The sequence below is a fragment of the Micromonospora sp. CPCC 205539 genome (genome assembly GCF_036906815.1).
GTDB lineage: Bacteria > Actinomycetota > Actinomycetes > Mycobacteriales > Micromonosporaceae > Micromonospora.
This window is the reverse complement of sequence record NZ_JBAKHW010000041.1, coordinates 1-18,524: the sequence shown is the minus strand read 5'-3', so window position 1 is coordinate 18,524 and position 18,524 is coordinate 1. Positions and strand designations below refer to the sequence as shown.

Here is an 18,524-nt window from a genome sequence, read left to right as displayed (position 1 = left end):
GGTGTCCTTCGAGGAGTACGCGGCACTGGCCCGCCAGCTCGCCGAGCAGCGCCGCACCGGCGAGCGGGACGCCGCAGCCGAGTCCGAGCGCCGCCGTGGCCTGCACGCCGCCGTCGACTACCTGCACCAGCGCCTCACCGCCCAGGGGCACCGCCTCGACCAGCTCGGCCGAGCGATCAACGTCGACCAGCCCGCGACCGCCCCTGCCTCGGGGGTTGGGCAGCCGGGCGCGGGCGCCGCACCCGGTCCGAGCGCGGGCGCTGGTTGGCCCGCCTCGACGGCGGGGACCGGGTCGACCGGTGATTCCACTGCCGGGTTCGGCCCGCCCGCCGCGCCCGGATCGGGGGACGGGGGACCCGCCGGCGCAGCCGGCGTGCCGGGGCGGGCGGATGTCGGGGCGTACTCCCAGCTGCCGGTGGGGGACGCGCGGCTGGCGCTGCCGACGGCAGTGAGCCCGGCGGGCGTCGGGGTGCCGGCGCAGCGCGCGACGGCGGTCGATCCGACGGTGGAGTTGGAGTTGGCCCGGCGGTTGGCCGACGAGGCCGACCGGCACGGGCAGCAGGCCGAGTTGCTGGCCCAGCGGCCGGCGCTGCTGCCCACGTGGTCACCGCTGGCGCGGGCGGTCGCCGTCTACAGCGCGTCTGGTGCGGCCGCGGGGGTGCTCGTGCTGACCCTGGTGCTCGCCTCCGGGGTCGGGCTGGTCGACGGTTTCACCCTCGGCGCGTGGATCTGCGCGGGGCTGCCCGCCGTGGCGTTCTTCGGCGGCTACCTGGTGCTCGGCCGCTGGGGACGACCCGCCATGGTCGTCGGCACGCCGCCGCGCTACCTGCCGCTTGGGTTCCTGATCTGCTTCCTGCTGGTGCCGATGGCCTACTGCGGCTACCTGCTGCTGGTCCGTGGCCTGCGCTGACCCGTCTGCCCACTGTGGCTCTTCCTCACGCCGGTAACGGACGGTGGTGCGCCGCTCATCCTGCCGTCGGTCCTCGGGCCCCCGGGCCTGCTGTTTCGGGTCCTTTGCTCTGCTTCACCCGGCGCAACACTAACCGGGTCTTTTCGTTGCGTCCGTTGAAGCAGAGCAAAGGACCCGAACCTGAGCCGGCCGCCCTGGAGCCCGGCGGGAGAACGCTGCCGGCATCCTGCTGAGGCTGGTCGCGGCCGGGACGCGCAGCGAGGTGATTTAGGGCAAAAAAACTGGTTGCCTGAGCTTATCGGGGCGATTGTGGTGACATGACCGCGCTCCTCTCCTCCCCGCTGGCTGGCGGCTCCGCCCCGGCACGCGCCACGCGGGGGCTGCTCCGCGACCTGGATCATCCGTCGCAGGTGTTCCAGAACCTCGGCCCGAACTGGTACACCTCGGTCATGGGGACCAGCATCGTGGGGATCGCCGCGGCGACGCTGCCCGTGCACGTGGCCGGGCTGCGGGTCGCCGCCACCGTGGTGTGGGCGCTGGCCGCCTCCCTGCTGGTCGCGCTGACGGCCGCCTGGGCGGTGCACTGGACCCGCTATCCCGCGACGGCGCGGGCCCACGCGAACAACCCGCTGATGGCCCCGTTCTGGGGAGCCCCCGCGATGGCGGTCATGACGGTCGGCGCCGGCACCCTCCTCCTGGGGCGGGACTGGATCGGCCTGACCGCCGCGGTCGCCGTGGACACCGTGCTCTGGATCGGGGGCACCCTGCTGGGTCTGGTCACCAGCGTCTGGATTCCGTATAAGATGATCACCAAATTCCGCTTCGCGCCGGACGCCGCGTCCGGCGGTTGGCTGATGCCGGTGGTGCCGCCGATGGTCTCGGCCGCGACCGGAGCGCTGCTCGTGCCGCATGCGCAGTCGGGCCAGGTCCGGCTCACCCTGCTGCTCACCTGCTACGTCATCTTCGGGTTCAGCCTCTTCGCCTCGTTGATCATCACCGGGCAGATCTGGCAGCGGCTCATCCAGCACGGGATCGGCCCAGCCGCAGCGGTACCCACGCTCTGGATCGTCCTCGGCCCGCTGGGGCAGTCGGTGACCGCCGCGAACCTGCTCGGCAACGTCGCGCCGCTCGCGCTACCCGCGCCCTACGATGCGGCCGCGCAGGTGCTCGGCCTCTTCTACGGCCTCCCCACCTGGGGATTCGCCATGCTGTGGCTGGGGCTCGCCGCTGCGGTGACGATCCGTACCGCCCGGGCCGGCCTGCCGTTCTCGCTGACCTGGTGGAGCTTCGTCTTCCCGCTCGGCACCGTCGTCACCGGCACCAGTGCCCTCGCGCTGCGTACCGGATCGGTGGTCTTCGAGTGGGTCGCGGTGGTCGGCTACGTGCTGCTGGTCGTCGCCTGGTTGACCGTGACGGCACGTACCGCGTGGGAGTCGGCCCGGGGTCGGATCTTCCTGCCGCCGCAGCCCGCGCCTGCGCCCTCCTGATCCGCCTACTGTTGGTCTCCGGCGGTCGGCTGGTGCTGCTCCGCGTCCTGGGTCGAGTCGTCGGCGGCGCGCGCGGCCGCCGCGAGGACGTCGTCCCGTTCCCGATCGGTGAGGCCCTCGTCCTCGAGCAGGCCGAGCAGCAGCACCGTCCGGGCGACGATCGTCGGCACGTTGTCGGGCACCGGTGGACGCTCGCCCAGCGCCGCCCAGACCAGCGCCTCGGCCACCGCCGGGTCGACGTCGCGGCCGGTGGCGTCGTAGCGCTCGCGGGCGGACGCCACGAACCGGATCACCGGCGCCCGATCCTGCCCGGCGACGAACCGCCGCCGCACCGCCACCAGCAGCGCCCCGGCGAGCAGATCGGCGTACCGCCGCCAATCCGGCTCGGCGAACCGGCGCAGCCGCCGCTCGTGGCCGTGCAGCCGCCCGGCCAGCAGACTGCGCAGCGCGGCGTGAGGATCGGTCACCATGGTCGCTCCTTGATCATTCTGAGCCGTCTCCTGGGCGTGGTTTGGTGCGTGCGTCGTCGGTTGCGTACCAGGGCGCTCGCCGTGCGGCAGCCGCGGGCGATCTCGTCGGTGCTGGTGCTGGTGCTGGTGGTGCGGCCGGTGGCGCTGGTGCTGGGCGGGTCTGGGTCGGGTGCTGCCGTCGGGGCGCCGGTCAGCGCGGCTACCGAGCGGTCGATCCGGCGGGTGCCCACCGCCAGTCGGGTGACGACGAGGTCGAGCCGGACGATCGCCGCCGCGAGGTGTCGGGCCGCGGTGGCGTCCGCCACGATTCGGGTACGCCGCAGCCGGTCCTCGGCGGCGCTCAACCTCGTGCGCACCCGGGCGGCCAGGGCGGCGGCCCGGTCGGCGTCTCCTTGGGCCGCGCGCAGGCCGGCGAGCACCTCACCGGCCGAGCCGGTGTCTCGATCCGACGCCCAGATGGCTGGATCGCGGGCTGCGGCCACGCCCGCGTAGACCAGGCTCAGCGCCCGCCAGCACTCGGTGACCGCGTCCTGCCAGGGCAACCGCCGGCCCGGTGGCCCGGCACCGTGCAGTTGGGCACCGGCCCGGTCGGTGGCGGCGATCGTGGCCAGCCAGGCGTTACGCAGGTCGTCGATGGGGTCAGGATTCATTCGCCCGCCTCGGCGGTGGCCTTGACCAGACGGGCGAAGAGCACGTCAGGGCAGGGGTAGTCCACGCCGCAGTCGCAGACCCAGCGGCGCACCACCCGGGGTGGATGGGCGAAGAGGATGTCGTCGGCGTCCTCGATGTCCTTGTCGGACACGAGGGGTTGCTTTGGATCGTGGCTAGCGGTGGAGTCGTTGGGTCGATCGGGCATCGGGGGCTCCCGTCGGGGTGGGTCTCCTTGCTGGTCAGGGCATCGCGGCGGGGCGGCGTGCGGGCACGCCCCGGCACGCCCGGCCGGACGGGGGGACCGACCGACCGGGCGCTCTCTGCGCGGTGGGAAAGAACCAACTCCACGGGTGCTGACCAGGGAGCCGGTCAGTTCGGAGCCTAGGATAACAAGCTATCGCAGTCAAGCTATCACTTGCGATAGCAAGGTGAAGAGTGGTCGAATGACGGTGCTGACCAGGGAGTACCGCCATGCCACCAAGCCCCAAGTGGGTTGAGCTTGCCGAGCACATCCGCAAGCAGATTGCCTCGGGTGACTTGTCGCCCGGCGACAAGTTGCCATCCACGGCACAGCTCTGCCAGATTCACGGCGTCTCCGCGATCGTCGTGCGGAACGCAATGCTCACACTGAAGGCAGAAGGGCTTGTGGTGGGCGTGCCTGGCGTCGGCGTCTACGTAGCGGAGCACTGAGCCCGCCCGATCCAGGTGCCCGCTCCAGATCTTGGACAGTTTCCGTTCGCGCGGAACGGAAAGTGTCCAAGTCTCACGTCGGTTGGGGTGGTGGTGGGGTCCAGCCGGCTGCGGTGAGGGCTCGGAGGATCGTTTCGGCGACTTCGTGGGGGCGGGCGCGGATCAGCCAGGCGGGGAAGCGCAGGATTCGGTCGCCGCTGGTCCAGACGTCGTTCTGTCGGCGCATGTCGGCGGCCCACTGCCGGGAGTCCATGTGGTGTGCGCCGTCGATCTCGGCGTGTACGCGCCATTCCCGCCAGTAGGCGTCCAGCCACCGTTTACGGCCGGCGGCGTCGGTCCGGTGTTCCTGTAGGTCCGGCGTCGGCAGCCGGTGACGGCGACACAGCCGTATGAAGTCGATCTCGGAGAGTGCTTGTGCGCCGCCGGCGATGTCGTGAGTGGTCTGTCGGATGAGCTGTCGGCGGGGTGCGCGGGGCAGGGCGTCAAGGACTGCGTGCAGTTCGTCGGGTAGGACTCGGCGTTGCTGGCAGCCAGCGGCCAGCAGCCCTTGGGCCTCGTCGACGCCGGCGGCCCAGCCGGCCGCGTCGATGAGGGCTCGTGCCGTCGTGGTGCGGGGTGGGCGGGCGAGTTGGAGATGGGCCTCCGGCAGGATCGATGTGCGGTGCACCAGGACGGCGGGCATGTCGATCGGCAGTCGGCGCAGGGTGGTCCGGGCCGCGCGGCGGGCGGCCGGCACCAGTACGTGTAGCGGTTCGCGTCGCAGTCCCCGTATCCCGGCTTCGGCCGCGGCGGTCACCCCAGCCAATACGGCGCCCGGGCCTGCGGCCAGCACTGCCACCCACAGTTGTTGGTCGCGGGTGAGGCGGCCGTTGCCGGTCAGGAGGATCCCTCGGCAGATCGACCGCCACCGGCCGGAGCGGATCCGGCCCCGCACGACCCCCTCTGGGAGCAGTTGAGAGACCTGCGCGGTCGTGAGGACGCCCGCCTGCTCGAAGGCGAGCCACTCGAGCGCGCCGGCATCGTCGGAGGGCACCATGTGAGGAAGTCTCGCCGCGGACACCGCGTGACGCCGCCAGATCTTGGACAGTTTCCGTTAGCGCGTAACGGCAACTGTCCAAAGTTTGGCGGGCCGTCCGGGGCTACCGGAGTGGCACCGTCGCTAGTCGCGCGCTGGGAGTGTTAGGCGGTTCGCTCCAGTGAAGGCTTTCGACGGTTGCCGCCAATCTCGTACGCTCCCTTGTAATCTCCGCCGGTGGTGGTGGAGGCGATGGTCGACCAGGGGGAGGATGCGCGTGAGCGCAGCACAGATCATCGCAAGGTTGGCGGCGGCATCGCAGAAGCTGGACGAGGCGAAGGCCAAGACCGCGGCGGCAGCACAGGACGCGGCTGAGGCTCGGGCTCTGGTCGCCGGTGCACTGGAGGGTGTGGCGGCAGGCCCGCTGGTTGGCATGATCGACGCTTATCGTCAGGCACTCGCGCAGGCATCCCAGGGTGGCGACCCGGCCAAGCAGCACGTCCAGGAGACGATTGCCAAGGTTCGAGCGCTGGGAAATTGACCGCGGGCGCTGGTAGCACCTCCCGCCAACCACCCGCGGCGGTGCAAAACAGTCATCAGGCCTTCGGTCGCCCGGTCCGCGAGGGGCGGCCCGGGCGACCAGCCGACGAGCTCAGCGGGTGATTCGGACCGAGTCTTCGTACCGCCAGTTGTCACATGATGTTTCGCTGCACAGCTCGAAGCCGCCGGCGGCCAGTGCGACGCCCTTGTGGAAGACAAGGCCGCCCGCCTCCGCATAGACCCGCCCCGTCAAAGACTGGGGCGCGCCCGTGCAGTCGATCGGCGCCCAGCCCGACCCGTATGCCACCCGGTCGCCCGAGCGTTGTCTGAGGATGAACTCCCCGCCGCCGGACATGTCGACTGGACACGTCACGGTGAGGGTGACGTCCACGGCCACCCCTCGGGCCACCAGGGTCGCGGACGTTACGTCGACGGGGCCTGCGGCGCTCGCTGGCGTTGGCGCGAGGAACGCGACCAGCGAGAGCCCGAACAGTGCGATGGTGGTGACGATTCGGCGCACGAAAGTCCTCCTTGCCGGAGTGGGTGCTTACCTGCGGTCACCCTAGCCCTCGCTGAAACTGGCAGGGATCAATCGATCGGCGCGTCTTCGGCGACGTGTATCAGCCGGAAGCGCTCCGCTACCACCAGGGTTTCGTCGTCCACAGTGAAGTCGTCGCCCAGTTCGGCGCGGACCTCTGCGCTGTGCCAGAAGCTCTCGTGGTCGGTCCGCCACTCCGCCACGGACGCAAAGCCCTCACCTTCGTCGACGGCGTGTTGGAGGTCCACGTCGGCGAGCCGGACCACTCGCACCTCGGTCAGCTCGATAGCTGCGACCCGTCGATTCTGGGAGTCCACCACCGCGGACCGTTGGCCGACCGTGGGCAGCGGCTCGTTCTCGCGCTCGTACCCGGCCAGTAGGCCGGAGGTCGACGTCTTGGCACCGGTCAGGATCGCGGCCACCAGTCGATCCCGGAGCGGCCCCGGAAACGCGAACTCCGCCAGGGAAAGATCATCGAGATTCATGCGCCGAGGGTACGGCTGAGCTTGCCGTGTCGGCTGCCCGACAGCAGCGAGGCCGCAATTCGCACCCACCGAAATGGCCCCTGACCAGGGGTTTCTTTCCGCTACGGGCGACGTACGGTCCATACAACGCTTTTCGTGTCTATAGCCGGAAGGCATGATATTCCGCCGCGCTGCTGCGGCGTCTCCCCTCGATGTTCGGCGCCGGAGGTGCGGCCCGTGACGCTCTACGGATGGGATACCAGCGACTACGACGTCGGCAGGGGGTTGACCCGGGCCCGGGTCGCCGCCGCGTCCGGCCTGGGTATCGACTTTCTCACCAGCAAGGGGACGGAGCAGTCCCCCTCCAGCATCTTCAAGAGCAAGAGCTGCGGCTGGATCCTGGCCGCCGGCCGGGACGCCGGCATCCCGTACCTGGGGATGTACATCGTGGTCCGCTCCGGCGTGCCGGCGGCGACCCAGGCGCGGACCGCCATCGCGTACGCCGACGCCGAGCTGCCCTGGTGGCGTACCTGGCCGGGCTTCTTCTGGCAGGTCGACCTGGAGCGATGGCCCTACGACAGCGTCGCGCCGGCCGTCGGGGTCCAGGTCGGCAACGAACTGGAGGCCCGCACCACCAAGGCCGTCCTGATGTACGCCTCCAAGGGCCAGTACGGCAACAGCCAGCTCGGCCACTTTCCACGCTGGAACGCCAACTATCCGCACAACCGCGACGAGGACTTCAAACCCGCGTACACCAGGGCCGGCGGGGACACCGGTCCCGGTTGGCAGGTGTACGGGACTCCGGCCGCCATGCCGAAGGTCTGGCAGTACACCAGCACGGCCCGGATCGGTGCGCAGCACACCTGTGACGCGAACGCGTTTCGGGGCACGGACACCGACTTCGCGGTGATGATCGGCGCTACCACAGCAGGAGGCACGGACGTGCAGACAGTCTCTATCGTCACCATCTTCCCCGGCTTCGCGATCACGGCGGACGGGGCCTTCCACGCCCTCCGATGGAGCGACGGCAACGTCGCCTACCGGATCACCGCCGCCGGCGTCATCGGTCACCAGTCGAAGATCGACCTGGTGGGTCTGCATCAGGGCGATCTGGTCCGGCTGCGGGCGGTCTACACCTTCCCCGGCAACCCGACGCCGGTCGTCCAGATGCTGAACCAGCAGACCGTGGAGGTCGACCCGCTCCTCATCGGCGGCGGCTACGTGACGCTCAGCGCCAACGAGAACCACCAGGTCCCCGCCGGCACGACGGTCTCCTTCGAGGTGGCGGTCACCCCGGTGCTCAACACCGGTGGCCGCAACCTGAGCTTCGGCAACGCCACCCGCAAGTCGGTGCTGCTGTTCTCCTAGTGCCCGGTCAGTCTCGGGCGCGCCGTCGGGGAAGGTGCCGCCTGCACAGCGCCGGAGGCGGCACGGGAGCGGGGGCGGAGCGCGGGGGAGGAGTCAGCTTCGGGAGCGGGGTAGGCAGCACTTCTTGTACTTGTTGCCCGAGCCGCACCAGCAGGCGTCGTTGCGGCCGGGCGGCCACGCCCGGAGGTCGGTCCCGCTCAGCGAGTCGGCGTACTCGTCGAGGGTGGTCTCGTCTGTCGGGTCGCCGCCCTGCTGCTCGGCGAAGGCCGCGAGCCCCGCGACGGACCCGGCGACCACACCGAGATCGGTGGGGCCCGCTCCGGCGGCGTCGACGAGCGCCCGTTCGATCTGGTCGCGGTGCTCGTCCCAGTGGGGCGGGTAGCTGTCGACCAGCGCGGGCCAACGCACCAGCAGCGCGTCGAACTCCGCCTGTGGCCAGAACAGCAGCGTCGCCGGACCGTCGTCGTCCAGTGCGCCGAGCGCGTGCTCGCCGGCGGCGCGGAGCCGGTCGGCGAGGTTGTCGTAGTCGTCGTGCGGCAGGCCCAACTCCTCGCGCAGGTCGTGCCGCTGCTGGGCCAGGCCGTAGATCATGGCGGCGGCCTTGTCCTGCGCATCCTCGGACCCGTGCTGCTCGGCTCTGGTCCGTTCGAGGATCGCGTCGAGCGCCCCGGTGAGCCACTCCACCGCCGTCTCCACGCGGCCGGATTCCGCCAGCTCGTCGATCAGGTACGTGGCCTCGGGGTCGGTCTCCAACAGTGGGCGCAGCTCGGTCAGCTCGGCCAGGCCCTCGTCGGCGCGGTCGAGGCGCAGCAGCAGACCGCCGCGCACCGCTCGGGCGTACGCGTTGTCGTCCGGTTGTTCGGCGATGGCGCGGGTGGCGAGCGTGAGCGCGTCGCCCAGGTCCCCCGCCTGCTCCAGGATGTCCACGGCGACCAGGAGGGCGTACCCGGTGTCGTCGGGATCGGCCACGCGGCCCTCGTCGACGGCGCCCACCAGCTCGGCGACCAGCGCGCCCGGGTCGGTGCTCGCGGATTCCAGCGCAGCGATCTCCTCGATGCGGTCGGCGGTCAGCAGTTCGGACGTCGGCATGGAGGCCATCCTGGCAGATGGGAGGGGTGGGGGATCGGCAGCGACGCCCGGGATGGTCTCCCACCCCGGGCGTCGGTGCGTGTCAGCGTGTCAGCGCGTTAGCGTGCCGACGGCATGGTCGCGAACTCGCCGGCTAGCTCCGACTCGACGATCGTCGCGGTGGACGGCCGGCGACCGGCCGCCGCCCGCCGGGCGGACGGGACGGCGAAGGACGCGAGCGTGGCCGTGATGGCGATTCCGGTGAGGACCAGAAAGCCCGTCGTGAAGCCGGCCTCCCGGGGCAGGCCGTTGGCCTGCGGGTTCGCGGTGATCACGCCGCTGACCACGGCGGCGCCGATCGCACCGCCGATGGTGCGGATGTTGGCGTTCATGCCGGTCGCCACGCCGGTCTGGCTGGCGGGCACGCTGGCCACGATCAGGTTGGCCATCGAGGCGAAGGCCAGCCCGATGCCGAGTCCGGCCAGGCCGCCGGCGACGCCGACCTCCCACCGGGTGTCGTGTGCGAATGCCAGCATCGCGGAGGCCGCCACGTTGAACGCGGCGCCGGCGGTGAGCTGCGCCTTGGCGCTGAAGCTGGCCTGGAGCCGGCCGGCGACGAGGCCGGCGACGAACATGGCGACCAGCATCGGCAGCATGAGCAGGCCGGCCTGGCTGACGCTGGCGCCGAACCCGTAGCCGGCGGCGCGTGGGGCCTGCGCGAACTGCGGCAGGAAGGCGTACACGGAGAACATCGACGCGCCGTAGAGCAGGGCGACCAGGTTGGTGGTCCAGACGCCGGGCAGGCGCATCATCCGCATGTCGATCAGCGGGTTGGCCGAGCGCATCTCGGCGAACAGCCAGCCGGCCAGCAGCACCACGGCGAGGGCCAGCAGGCCGAGCACCCGGCCGGAGGTCCAGCCCCAGGCGGCGCCCTGGCTGATCGGCAGCAGCAGCGCGACCAGCCAGCCGGAGAGCAGCAGGGTGGCCCGCCAGTCGATTCGTCCGGGGGTACGCACCGGCGACTCGGGCACGAACAGGTATGCCGCCACGGCGGTCAGCCCGACCACGACCATCGGGATCCAGAAGAGCCAGCGGTAGTCCAGGGTGGTGACGATCGGGCCGGCCAACACGACGCCCAGGCCACCACCGGCGGCCACGATCGCCGAGATGGCGGCGACGGCGGAGGAGACCCGCGCGGCGGGGAACTCGTCGCGGATGATGCCGAACGACAGCGGGAAGACGCCACCGCCGATGCCCTGCACGACCCGGGCGAGGATCAGCACGCCGATGTTCGGCGCGATGGCGGCCAGCAGGCAGCCGAGGGCCAGGGCGGCGAGCGAGACGACCAGCATCCGCTCCTTGCCGACCATGTCGCCGACACGGCCGAGGATCGGCGTGAAGATCGACGCGGAGAGCAGATAGGCGGTCAGGACCCAGGTCACGGTGTTCTGGGTGGTGTGCATGTCCTGCTGGATGGTCGGCAGCACCGGGGTGATCAACGACTGGAGCATCGCGAAGAACCCGGCACCGGCCGCGAGCACGGTGAAGGTGAGCCGACGCGAGCTGCGCCGGGAGGTTACTGCCACGAGAGGAAACTCCCTCGATTGGTACGGAAAGAGGTTTGTTGCCCGTCGTGCGTGGCGGGCGGGCTGTCGGGTCCGGGCGATCGGGTGGTCCCAACGGATCGGCGAGTCCCGAGGTAAGCTAACCGGAGGCGGGGCTCCGGAATTCCGGAGGGGTGCCTCCACTAAGCTAGCGGAGGGGTTCCTCCGGATGCAACCAAGGTGAGGTGACGTACGTCATGACCAGCGCGGGTGAGGTGCCTGAGGTCTTCAGGCGGCGGCCCAGACGGGCCGACGCCCAGCGCAACTACGACGCCCTGGTCGCCGCTGCCCGTGAGGCGTTCGCCGAGAACGGTGCGGCCGCGTCGTTGGAGGAGGTGGCTCGCCGCGCCGGCGTCGGCATCGGCACGCTCTACCGGAACTTCGCCAACCGCCGGGAGCTGTTCGAGGCCGTCTACGTCGACGAGGTCGAGGGCCTGGGCCGGTCCGCCGCCGACCTGGCCGAGCTGCCCCCGTGGGACGCCCTCGTCGCCTGGCTGCACCGCTTCGTCGCGTACGTCGCCACGAAGCGGGCGCTGGCCGAGGAGTTGCTGCGTGACTCCGAGATCTTCCAGAACTGCCGGACGCTGATCTACGACGCCGGCGAGCCGATGATGCACCGCGCCCAGGCCGCCGGCGTGGTCCGCGACGACATCGGCTTCGACGACGTGGTGCGGCTGCTCAGCGGCCTCACCATGGCCCAGTTCCCGTCGCCCGAGCAGCGCGACCGGGTGCTCGGGGTCGCGCTCGACGGCCTGCGCCCCGCGGCCGCCGTCCGCTGACCGCTCACCGGTCGACCAGCAGCAGCCACTCGTCGTCGAGCCGTTCCACCACCGTGCCCGCCGGCCAGCGGTGACCGGGATCGGGCAGGGCCCGGGCCTGCTCGACCTGCGGTGGCCGGCTGAACTGCGCGTCGCGAAAGCTGGCCATGCTGTGGAACCGGGCCCGGCCGAAGTTCGCGGCGTCGATGAAGCGGGCGCCGTCGAACAGCGCCTCCGCGCCGAAGATCGTCCAGCGGAACAGCGCCATGTCCGTGAAACGGGCGGCGTGGAAGCTGGCCGACCCGCCGAACTCGGTGTGCTCCATCGACAGGGCGCCGACGAACTCGGCCTCCCGAAAACTGGTGGAATCCTCGAAGCGGGTCGCGTCGAAGCTGGTCGGCTGACCAAAGGTCGCCCGACGGAATGAGGCCGGGCCGGCGAAGCTGGACCGCCGGCAGGACAGGCCGTCGAACGCGGCCCCGTCGAAGCTGGCCGAACCGCCGACGCGAGCACCGTCCAGCACGACCTCCCCGTCGGCGTTGAGATCGTCGAAGACCACGTCACCGAAGACCGCCGCCCCGAGCAGGAGGCGCCCCCGCGCCGTCGCGCCCGCGAAGGTGGTCGTACCGGTGAACTCCGCCGCGGTGAAGTTCGCGTCGACCAACGTGCAGCCGGCGGCGTCGAAGTCGACCAGCCGGGCACCGGCCAGGTCCAGCGTGACCTCCGGCCAGTAGGCCCCGTCGCCCGCGCGCAGGTGCCGAGTGAGCACGCGCTGCGCGGTGCGCCGCACCTCCGTCTCGCGCGGCTCGCCATCGCCCGCCGGCATCCGCAGGTACGCGCAGAGCACCGCCGCGATCGTCGGGCGCTGCCCCGGATTGTCCTGACCGAGGCGCTCCAGGGCGTGCAGCCCGCCGAGGCGTACCGCCGCGCTGTCGTTGCCGAGCAACTCGACCGCCCGGGTGTAGAGCTCGGTCAGCCGGCGCTCGGCCGCGTCGTGCTCGGCCGCCCCGGACTGTCGGTCCTGGTGCCGCTGCGCGGCCTCGGCCACCGACTCGGCGTGGGCCTGCACCCGGTCGCGGTGCGCCTGGTCCCGTGCGGCCACGCTCTCCTGGTGCCGCTGCGCGCGCTCGGTGATCCACTGTCGACGGGCGGCCAGCAGCAGCGCGAGCCCACCGCCCGTGCCGGCGACGACGGTCAGGCCGGTGCGGATCGCGTCGATGCGCAGCGTGGCGCGGGTGTCCGGCTGGCTGGCCCGATCGGCCTCGCTGAGCAGCAGGTCCAGCACCAGCCAGCCCAGGGCGGCGGCGACCAGCAGGCCGACCAGGACCAGCCACCAGGGCATCACCCGCAGCCGGTGCTCGGGGCGTTCGTCGTCGGCCACGGCCACAGCATGCCAGCCCCCCACCTGCCCGGCTCGCCGGGCGCGGTGCGCTACACCACCATCCGCACGATGCAGGACGAATTGGTCCGGCCGACCGGGAACGCCGCCGTCAACGATGGCGCGACCAATGTGCTGATCCAGGCGTACTGCCCGCTGCGGGTCGTCGGGCACCTCGGGTTGGTGCTCGACGGCACGGCGTACACCCTCGTGCGCGGCGCCCTGGTCGACGGCCCGGTGCGACCCAACTGCCTCGCGCTCTGACCCGGGCCGCGGCGGTGGTCCGGGCCCGGACCACCCCCGCGAACCGGCAGCGCCCTCCCCGGTGGGTCAGGCGGCCTTGGCCAGCGCCTCGAACTCGTCGTCGGTGAGCCGTACCTCGGCCGCGGCCACGTTCTCCTCCAGGTGCGCCACCGAGGACGTGCCAGGGATCGGCAGCATCACCGGCGACCGGCGCAGCAGCCAGGCCAGCGCGAGCTGCGCGGGCGACGAGCCGTGCGCGTTGGCGATCGCGTCCAGCGGGCCGCCCGGGCGGGCCAGCTCACCGGTGGCGATCGGGAACCACGGGATGAACGCGAGGTCGTTGCGCTCGCAGTAGTCGAGGACGGCCTCGGCGCTGCGGTTGGCGAGGTTGTACAGGTTTTGCACGGAGGCGATCGTGGTGATCGCCTGGGACGCCTCGATCTGCTCGACGCTCACCTCGGACAGCCCGATGTGCTGGATCTTGCCCTCCTGCTGCAGCAGCGCCAGCTCGCCCAGCTGGTCGGCGAGCGGCACCTTCGGGTCGATCCGGTGCAGTTGGTAGAGCGGGATGCTGTCCAGGCCGAGGTGGCGCAGGCTCAGCTCACACTGCTGGCGCAGGTACTCCGGGCGGCCCACGGCACGCCAGTCACCCGGGCCGCTGCGCGTGAACCCGCCCTTGGTCGCGATGACCACATCATCGGCGTACGGGTGCAGAGCCTCGCGGATCAGCAGCTCGGAGACGAACGGCCCGTACGAGTCGGCGGTGTCGATGAACGTCACCCCCAGCTCGACCGCCCGGCGCAGCACCCGGACCGCCTCGGCCGGGTCCTTCGGGTCGCCCCAGACGCCCGGTCCGGTGAGCTGCATGGCCCCGTAGCCGAGCCGGTCGACGGCGAGGTCGCCCCCGATCCGGTAGGTGCCGGAAGCCTTCGCGGGTTGCTTACTGAAGTCGGTCGACATGCGCGAACATCCCCAATCGTTTCGTCGCGGTGCGATGGACGTCGCCCGCCACTCCTCTCATGATCCCCCCTCAACCGTCCGTCGAACCGGCGCTGGGCGAGATCTGCTGGGTGATCCGGATCGCCGTGTCGCTGGCGCACGCCGTGCCCGGTCTGCTACCCCTGATCAGAGTCGATGTGTCCGGTCGGGGAGGCGTGATGTGGCGACGGTCCAAGCCTGACCCGGTCGGTCGGCTGCGGGAGCGGCTGGGCCGCTACGGCACCACCTCGGACCCTCGCCAGGTCTTCGACTCCGGCGCGCTGCACGACGCCCAGGCCGTCATGGAGGTGGTGGTCGCCGCGCCCCCGGAGGCGCCACTGCCGGACCGGGTCACCGAGGGCATCTTCCTCCTCGCGTGTCTGCACTGGTACCGCTACCAGCTGCTGCCCTCCGGCGAGGACGCCGACGACCTCGCGCAGGCGGTCTCGCTCACCGAGCTCCTGCTGCGCTTCGCCCCGCAGTTGGTGCCCCCGTCGATGCTGGCCATGCTGCACGCGTACCGCCCGCCGCCGGACGCCGGCCGGGTGCCCGGTCAGCGGGGTCCGAGCGGCCCGGCGTCCGCCGGCACCGGCCGGGCCGCCGGTCCCGGTCGATCCGGGGGTACGTCCGCGATGGCCGACAGTGAGGCCGGCATGCTGTTCCTCGAGGCCGTCATGCTGATGGGCGCCGCGGAGACGAGTCGCGACTACCGGGCCGCCGACCGGGCCGAGTCGCTGCTGCGGCGCGCGGTGGACGGCACGCCGCCCGGCGTGCCCGAGCGGCTGCACTTCCTGTCCGCCCTCGGCAAGGTGCACCGCGACCAGTTCCAGCACCTCGGCCGGCGTCGGGCCCTGCCGCCCGCGATCGAGGCGCACCGGGAGAGCCTGGAGTCCACCCCGGCCGGCGACCCGGAACGCCCGAACCGGCTGTTCAACCTCGGCAACGTGCTCGGTGACCGGTACGAGGTCGACGGCGCCCCCACGGACCTGGACGCCTCGATCACGCTGCTGCGCGATGCCGCTCGGGCCGCCGGAGCCACCGCCACCCTGCGCGCGCTGGCGTCGTTCAACCTCGGGCAGCGGCTCCGCGACCGGTGGCGGCTGCGGAGCCGGCCGGGCGACCTCGACGAGGCGGTCGACGCGTTCGCCGCCGCCCGGTCCGGCGGGGATCCGCGGGCCGCCGCGCTGCACGGCACGGCGCTCGCCGACCGGTTCGTGCGTGACCGGGCACCGGCCGACCGGAATGCCGCGATCGAGGCGTCGCAGGCGGCGCTGACCGCGTTCGGCGGGCTCGAGCCGGAGTTGGCCGGCATCGTCCAGGCCGGGTTGGCCACCCTGCTCGCCGAGCGGCACGCGGCCGACGACGTGGCAGCCGACCTCGACGCGGCGATCGAGGCGTCCCGGGTGGCGGCGGCCGGGCCCGGGGCGGCCCAGTTCGACGAGTTGCGGGGCAGCCTGGCCCGCCTGCTGGTGACCCGGTACGAGCGTCGGTCGCGGCCCGACGACCTCACCGAGGCGATGCGCCTGCTGCGTGACGGCCTCGCCACCGCCACGGAGCCGGTCCAGCGGGCGCGCTGGCTCGCCGGCCTCGGCGAGGCGCTGGCCCGCGGGCAGGCCGACCTGGGTGGGGTGCGCGCGCTGCGGGCCGCCCGGGACGCGTTTGCCGAGGCCGAGCCGCTCATGCCTCCTGGCGACCCGCAGCGCCACGTGGTGCTCAACAACCTGGGCAACACCCTGCGCGAGTTGAGCGACCTGACGGGGGAGCCGGCACTGCTGGAGCCGGCGGCCGTGGCGCTGCGGGCGGCGGTGGTCGCTGCGGCGGCGGATCCGGTGGCACGGCCGCTGTACCGCTCGAACCTCGGCCTGGTGTTGCAGGGCCTGTTCGCCTCCACGCAGGACCTGGCCACCCTGACCGAGGCCATCCAGGTGCTGGCGGAGGCGATCGAGACCGCGCCTCCCGGGCACCCGGACCGCATGCTGTCGCTGACCAACTACGGCTCCGCGCTGAACCGCCGGGTGGAGTTGGCCCTGAACGACGCGCTGCCCGCCAGCGGCGGGCCCGCCGACGAGGTCGAGGCCGGCATCGCCGAGGACGCCGACACCGCCGTGCGGGTGCTGCGCGAGGCCGCCGACCTGGCCGAACGGGAGGCCAACCCCATCGAGTACGCCCAGACGGTCGGCACCCTGGCCCTGTCCCACCTGCTGCGGCACCGCCTGCGAGACGACCCGGCAGGGCTGGACGAGGCGATCCGACTGCTCCAACGGCTCAGCGAACGGGAGCCGTCGGCCGACCGGGACCGGCACCGGATCCTCACCAACCTCGGTGCCGCGCTGCTGCTGCGGTTCCAGACCCGCCACGACGAGGCCGACGCCACCGCCATGCTGGCCGCCTACCGGGGCGCGGCCGACGCGCTGCCCGCCGAGCATGCCGACCGCACCATGTGCCTGAGCAACCTGGCCACCGCCCTGGAAGCGCTCGCCGCCGCCGCTGGCGACCCGCCAGCCGGCCCGGGCAGCACCCCCGGTGGTGTCGACGAGGCCACCCCACTCGCCGAGGCGGCCGCCGTGCTGCACGCCGCCACGGCGGTGGAGTCCGCGCCGTCGCTGCTGCGGGCGAACGCCGCCACCCGGTACGCGGAACTCGCCGCGAACTCGGGCGACCTGTCGGCCGCGCTGGACGGGTACGCCACCGCGATCGGGCTGCTCGATCTGGTGGCCTGGCACGGGATGGACCCCGACGACCAGGGCCGCCTGCTCGGGCTGTTTCCCGGGCTGGCCAGCGACGCCGCGGCGGTCGCCGTCGCCCTCGGCCGGCCGGAACGCGCCGTGGAGCTGCTCGAATACGGCCGGGGTGTCCTGCTGACCCGGGCCCACGAGGCGAGCACCGACCTGGCGGCGTTGGGCGCGCGGGCCCCGGAGTTGGCTGCCCGTCTCGCCGACCTCCAAGCCGCCCTCGACGGCTTCGCCGCGCTGCCGCCACCTGGGCCCGTCGGTCCGAGCGCCCAGGATCAGGCCGGGCCGACCCCGGAACGGCGGTACGACCTGGCGGCGCGCCGCCGCGACCTGCTCGCCGAGATCCGCGACCTACCCGGCTTCGCCGACTTCCTGCGCCCGCCGCCGTTCGCCGCCCTGGCCCGGTGCGCTGTCGATGGCCCGGTGGTGCTGGTCAACGTGGCCTCCCGGCGCTGCGACGCGCTGGTCGTCGCCGGCGGCCAGGTGACCGTGGTGCCGCTGCCCGAGCTGACCCTGGCCGAGCTGGTCGACCGGACGGCGGCCTTCCTGACCGCGATCGCGGTGCTCACCGGGCCGCCGCCGGCCGGCTCCGAGGTGGCGGCGCAGCGGCGTCGGGCGGCGGCCCCGAGCACGGTCGGGCAGACCCTGGACTGGCTGTGGCGGGTCATCGCCGTACCGGTGCTCGACGCGGCCTTTCCGGCGCCGGCCGATCCGTCCGCGGTCAGCGCGCCCGGGGCCGGTGCGGGTCCGGGCTGGCCTCGGCTGTGGTGGTGCCCGACCGGGCTGCTCGCGCTGCTGCCGCTGCACGCGGCCGGCCCGCTCGGCGGTGGCGACGGGGTGCTGGACCGGGTGGTGCCGTCGTACACCGCCTCGCTGCGGGCGCTGGGGCACGCCCGGCGCGGTGTGCCGGCCCGGCCCGAGCCGGTCGACTCCGCGCTGGTCGTCGGCATGCCGCAGACACCCGGTCTGGCCGACCTGCCCGGCGTCGCCCAGGAGGAGGAAATCGTCCGCCGGCACCTGCCCCGCGTCCGGTCGCTCCTGGGCCCGGCGGCTACCCCGGCGGCGGTACTCGCCGCGCTGCCCGAGCAGCCGGTCGCCCACCTGTGCTGCCACGGCACCCAGGATCTGCGCGCCCCGGCCTGGGGGCGTCTCGCGCTGGCCGACGGCCCGCTGCACGTCCGGGACCTGTGGCGGCCCGCCGGCAGCCCGGCCGCGCTGGCCGTCCTGTCCGCCTGCGAGACGGTACGCGGCGGTGCGGCCCTGCCCGACGAGGCGCTCACCCTCGGCACCGCGTTCCAGCTCGCCGGGTTCCGGCACGTCATCGGCGCGCTCTGGTCCATCTCGGACTCGTTGACCGTGCGCCTCTGCGCCGACCTGTACGCCGGCCTTGCGGTGCCCGGCGGTATCGCGCCGGACCGGGCGGCCCTGGCCCTGCACCACGCTGTCCGCCGGCTCCGCGCCGCGCTACCCGACCGACCCGACACCTGGGCGGGCTACGCCCACCTAGGCCCGTAAAACACCCCGCGCTCACCCCACCCCGCGCGGCCTTGCCCCGCGCGGCCCCGCCCCGCCCCGCCCCGCGCGATCTTGCCCCGCGCGGCCCCGCCCCGCCCCGCCCCGCGCGATCTTG

Annotated in this window: 17 protein-coding genes and 1 pseudogene; 8 read left to right on the top strand and 10 right to left on the bottom strand. The window is 72.7% G+C overall.

The window, feature by feature from the left end; translation table 11 throughout:
* Position 1 precedes the first annotated feature (1 nt).
* Together V6V47_RS27260 and V6V47_RS27255 are read left to right on the top strand one after the other, a co-directional pair.
* Complete coding sequence (locus tag V6V47_RS27260) at positions 2 to 910, top strand: hypothetical protein (protein ID WP_334631231.1); 909 nt, start codon at positions 2 to 4, stop codon at positions 908 to 910.
* Positions 911 to 1,227: 317 nt separating this feature from the next.
* Positions 1,228 to 2,397 carry a TDT family transporter gene (locus tag V6V47_RS27255; RefSeq protein ID WP_334631230.1) on the top strand — a complete coding sequence of 390 codons (1,170 nt, stop codon included), beginning with the start codon at positions 1,228 to 1,230 and terminating at the stop codon, positions 2,395 to 2,397.
* 5 nt (positions 2,398 to 2,402) lie between these two features.
* Here the strand turns inward: V6V47_RS27255 and V6V47_RS27250 are convergent, their stop codons facing one another.
* From V6V47_RS27250 to V6V47_RS27240, 3 genes are read right to left on the bottom strand one after another with little or no spacing between them, the layout of a single operon-like run.
* Positions 2,403 to 2,867 carry a hypothetical protein gene (locus tag V6V47_RS27250; protein ID WP_334631229.1) on the bottom strand — a complete coding sequence of 155 codons (465 nt, stop codon included), beginning with the start codon at positions 2,865 to 2,867 and terminating at the stop codon, positions 2,403 to 2,405.
* Complete coding sequence (locus V6V47_RS27245; protein WP_334631228.1) at positions 2,861 to 3,517, bottom strand: hypothetical protein; 657 nt, start codon at positions 3,515 to 3,517, stop codon at positions 2,861 to 2,863. Before V6V47_RS27245 ends, V6V47_RS27250 begins: the two co-directional genes overlap by 7 nt.
* Complete coding sequence (locus V6V47_RS27240; RefSeq protein ID WP_334631227.1) at positions 3,514 to 3,669, bottom strand: hypothetical protein; 156 nt, start codon at positions 3,667 to 3,669, stop codon at positions 3,514 to 3,516. Before V6V47_RS27240 ends, V6V47_RS27245 begins: the two co-directional genes overlap by 4 nt.
* Positions 3,670 to 3,989: 320 nt before the next feature.
* Here V6V47_RS27240 and V6V47_RS27235 point away from each other — a divergent pair, with 320 nt between their 5' ends.
* Positions 3,990 to 4,208 carry a winged helix-turn-helix domain-containing protein gene (locus V6V47_RS27235; RefSeq protein ID WP_334631226.1) on the top strand — a complete coding sequence of 73 codons (219 nt, stop codon included), beginning with the start codon at positions 3,990 to 3,992 and terminating at the stop codon, positions 4,206 to 4,208.
* A gap of 73 nt (positions 4,209 to 4,281) precedes the next feature.
* Here V6V47_RS27235 and V6V47_RS27230 read toward each other — a convergent pair whose 3' ends face one another.
* A complete protein-coding gene (locus V6V47_RS27230; protein ID WP_334631225.1) occupies positions 4,282 to 5,244 on the bottom strand; it encodes a hypothetical protein in 963 nt (320 codons plus the stop codon).
* 256 nt (positions 5,245 to 5,500) lie between these two features.
* Between V6V47_RS27230 and V6V47_RS27225 the strand changes: the two genes are divergently transcribed.
* The gene (locus V6V47_RS27225) at positions 5,501 to 5,764 is read left to right on the top strand and encodes a DUF6244 family protein (RefSeq protein ID WP_088949318.1); all 264 of its coding nucleotides are present in this window, start codon (positions 5,501 to 5,503) and stop codon (positions 5,762 to 5,764) included.
* A gap of 111 nt (positions 5,765 to 5,875) precedes the next feature.
* Here the strand turns inward: V6V47_RS27225 and V6V47_RS27220 are convergent, their stop codons facing one another.
* Positions 5,876 to 6,283 carry a hypothetical protein gene (locus tag V6V47_RS27220; RefSeq protein ID WP_334631224.1) on the bottom strand — a complete coding sequence of 136 codons (408 nt, stop codon included), beginning with the start codon at positions 6,281 to 6,283 and terminating at the stop codon, positions 5,876 to 5,878.
* A gap of 68 nt (positions 6,284 to 6,351) precedes the next feature.
* A complete protein-coding gene (locus tag V6V47_RS27215) occupies positions 6,352 to 6,786 on the bottom strand; it encodes an ASCH domain-containing protein (RefSeq protein ID WP_334631223.1) in 435 nt (144 codons plus the stop codon).
* Between the two features lie 216 nt (positions 6,787 to 7,002).
* On the opposite strand from V6V47_RS27215, the gene V6V47_RS27210 reads away from it, so the two are divergent.
* Positions 7,003 to 8,133 carry a hypothetical protein gene (locus tag V6V47_RS27210; protein WP_334631222.1) on the top strand — a complete coding sequence of 377 codons (1,131 nt, stop codon included), beginning with the start codon at positions 7,003 to 7,005 and terminating at the stop codon, positions 8,131 to 8,133.
* 93 nt (positions 8,134 to 8,226) lie between these two features.
* On the opposite strand, the gene V6V47_RS27205 is transcribed toward V6V47_RS27210, so the two are convergent.
* Positions 8,227 to 9,222: an SEC-C domain-containing protein gene (locus tag V6V47_RS27205; RefSeq protein WP_334631221.1), complete on the bottom strand. Its 996-nt coding sequence runs from the start codon at positions 9,220 to 9,222 to the stop codon at positions 8,227 to 8,229.
* A gap of 98 nt (positions 9,223 to 9,320) precedes the next feature.
* Entirely contained in the window at positions 9,321 to 10,787 is a 1,467-nt protein-coding gene (locus V6V47_RS27200) for an MFS transporter (RefSeq protein ID WP_334631220.1), read from the bottom strand.
* Between the two features lie 203 nt (positions 10,788 to 10,990).
* On the opposite strand from V6V47_RS27200, the gene V6V47_RS27195 reads away from it, so the two are divergent.
* Complete coding sequence (locus tag V6V47_RS27195) at positions 10,991 to 11,584, top strand: TetR/AcrR family transcriptional regulator (RefSeq protein ID WP_334631219.1); 594 nt, start codon at positions 10,991 to 10,993, stop codon at positions 11,582 to 11,584.
* Between the two features lie 4 nt (positions 11,585 to 11,588).
* Here the strand turns inward: V6V47_RS27195 and V6V47_RS27190 are convergent, their stop codons facing one another.
* Positions 11,589 to 12,944 carry a pentapeptide repeat-containing protein gene (locus V6V47_RS27190; RefSeq protein ID WP_334631218.1) on the bottom strand — a complete coding sequence of 452 codons (1,356 nt, stop codon included), beginning with the start codon at positions 12,942 to 12,944 and terminating at the stop codon, positions 11,589 to 11,591.
* A 33-nt stretch (positions 12,945 to 12,977) separates the two neighbouring features.
* On the opposite strand from V6V47_RS27190, the pseudogene V6V47_RS27185 reads away from it, so the two are divergent.
* Positions 12,978 to 13,205, top strand: a pseudogene (locus V6V47_RS27185) (lipase); the annotation flags it as partial.
* A gap of 66 nt (positions 13,206 to 13,271) precedes the next feature.
* Here V6V47_RS27185 and V6V47_RS27180 read toward each other — a convergent pair.
* Positions 13,272 to 14,144 carry an aldo/keto reductase gene (locus V6V47_RS27180; protein WP_334631217.1) on the bottom strand — a complete coding sequence of 291 codons (873 nt, stop codon included), beginning with the start codon at positions 14,142 to 14,144 and terminating at the stop codon, positions 13,272 to 13,274.
* A gap of 59 nt (positions 14,145 to 14,203) precedes the next feature.
* Here V6V47_RS27180 and V6V47_RS27175 point away from each other — a divergent pair, with 59 nt between their 5' ends.
* Positions 14,204 to 18,409 (top strand): CHAT domain-containing protein, encoded by a 4,206-nt coding sequence (locus tag V6V47_RS27175; protein ID WP_334631216.1) that lies wholly within the window; start codon positions 14,204 to 14,206, stop codon positions 18,407 to 18,409.
* The last annotated feature ends 115 nt before the right edge of the window (positions 18,410 to 18,524 follow it).

Bases quoted from the DNA above. Each gene is read 5' to 3' on its own strand.
- V6V47_RS27255 (WP_334631230.1), top strand. From the start codon at position 1,228: ATGACCGCGCTCCTCTCCTCCCCGCTGGCTGGCGGCTCCGCCCCGGCA.
- V6V47_RS27250 (WP_334631229.1), bottom strand. From the start codon at position 2,867: ATGGTGACCGATCCTCACGCCGCGCTGCGCAGTCTGCTGGCCGGGCGG.
- V6V47_RS27245 (WP_334631228.1), bottom strand. From the start codon at position 3,517: ATGAATCCTGACCCCATCGACGACCTGCGTAACGCCTGGCTGGCCACG.
- V6V47_RS27235 (WP_334631226.1), top strand. From the start codon at position 3,990: ATGCCACCAAGCCCCAAGTGGGTTGAGCTTGCCGAGCACATCCGCAAG.
- V6V47_RS27230 (WP_334631225.1), bottom strand. From the start codon at position 5,244: ATGGTGCCCTCCGACGATGCCGGCGCGCTCGAGTGGCTCGCCTTCGAG.
- V6V47_RS27215 (WP_334631223.1), bottom strand. From the start codon at position 6,786: ATGAATCTCGATGATCTTTCCCTGGCGGAGTTCGCGTTTCCGGGGCCG.
- V6V47_RS27205 (WP_334631221.1), bottom strand. From the start codon at position 9,222: ATGCCGACGTCCGAACTGCTGACCGCCGACCGCATCGAGGAGATCGCT.
- V6V47_RS27180 (WP_334631217.1), bottom strand. From the start codon at position 14,144: ATGTCGACCGACTTCAGTAAGCAACCCGCGAAGGCTTCCGGCACCTAC.
- V6V47_RS27175 (WP_334631216.1), top strand. From the start codon at position 14,204: ATGATCCCCCCTCAACCGTCCGTCGAACCGGCGCTGGGCGAGATCTGC.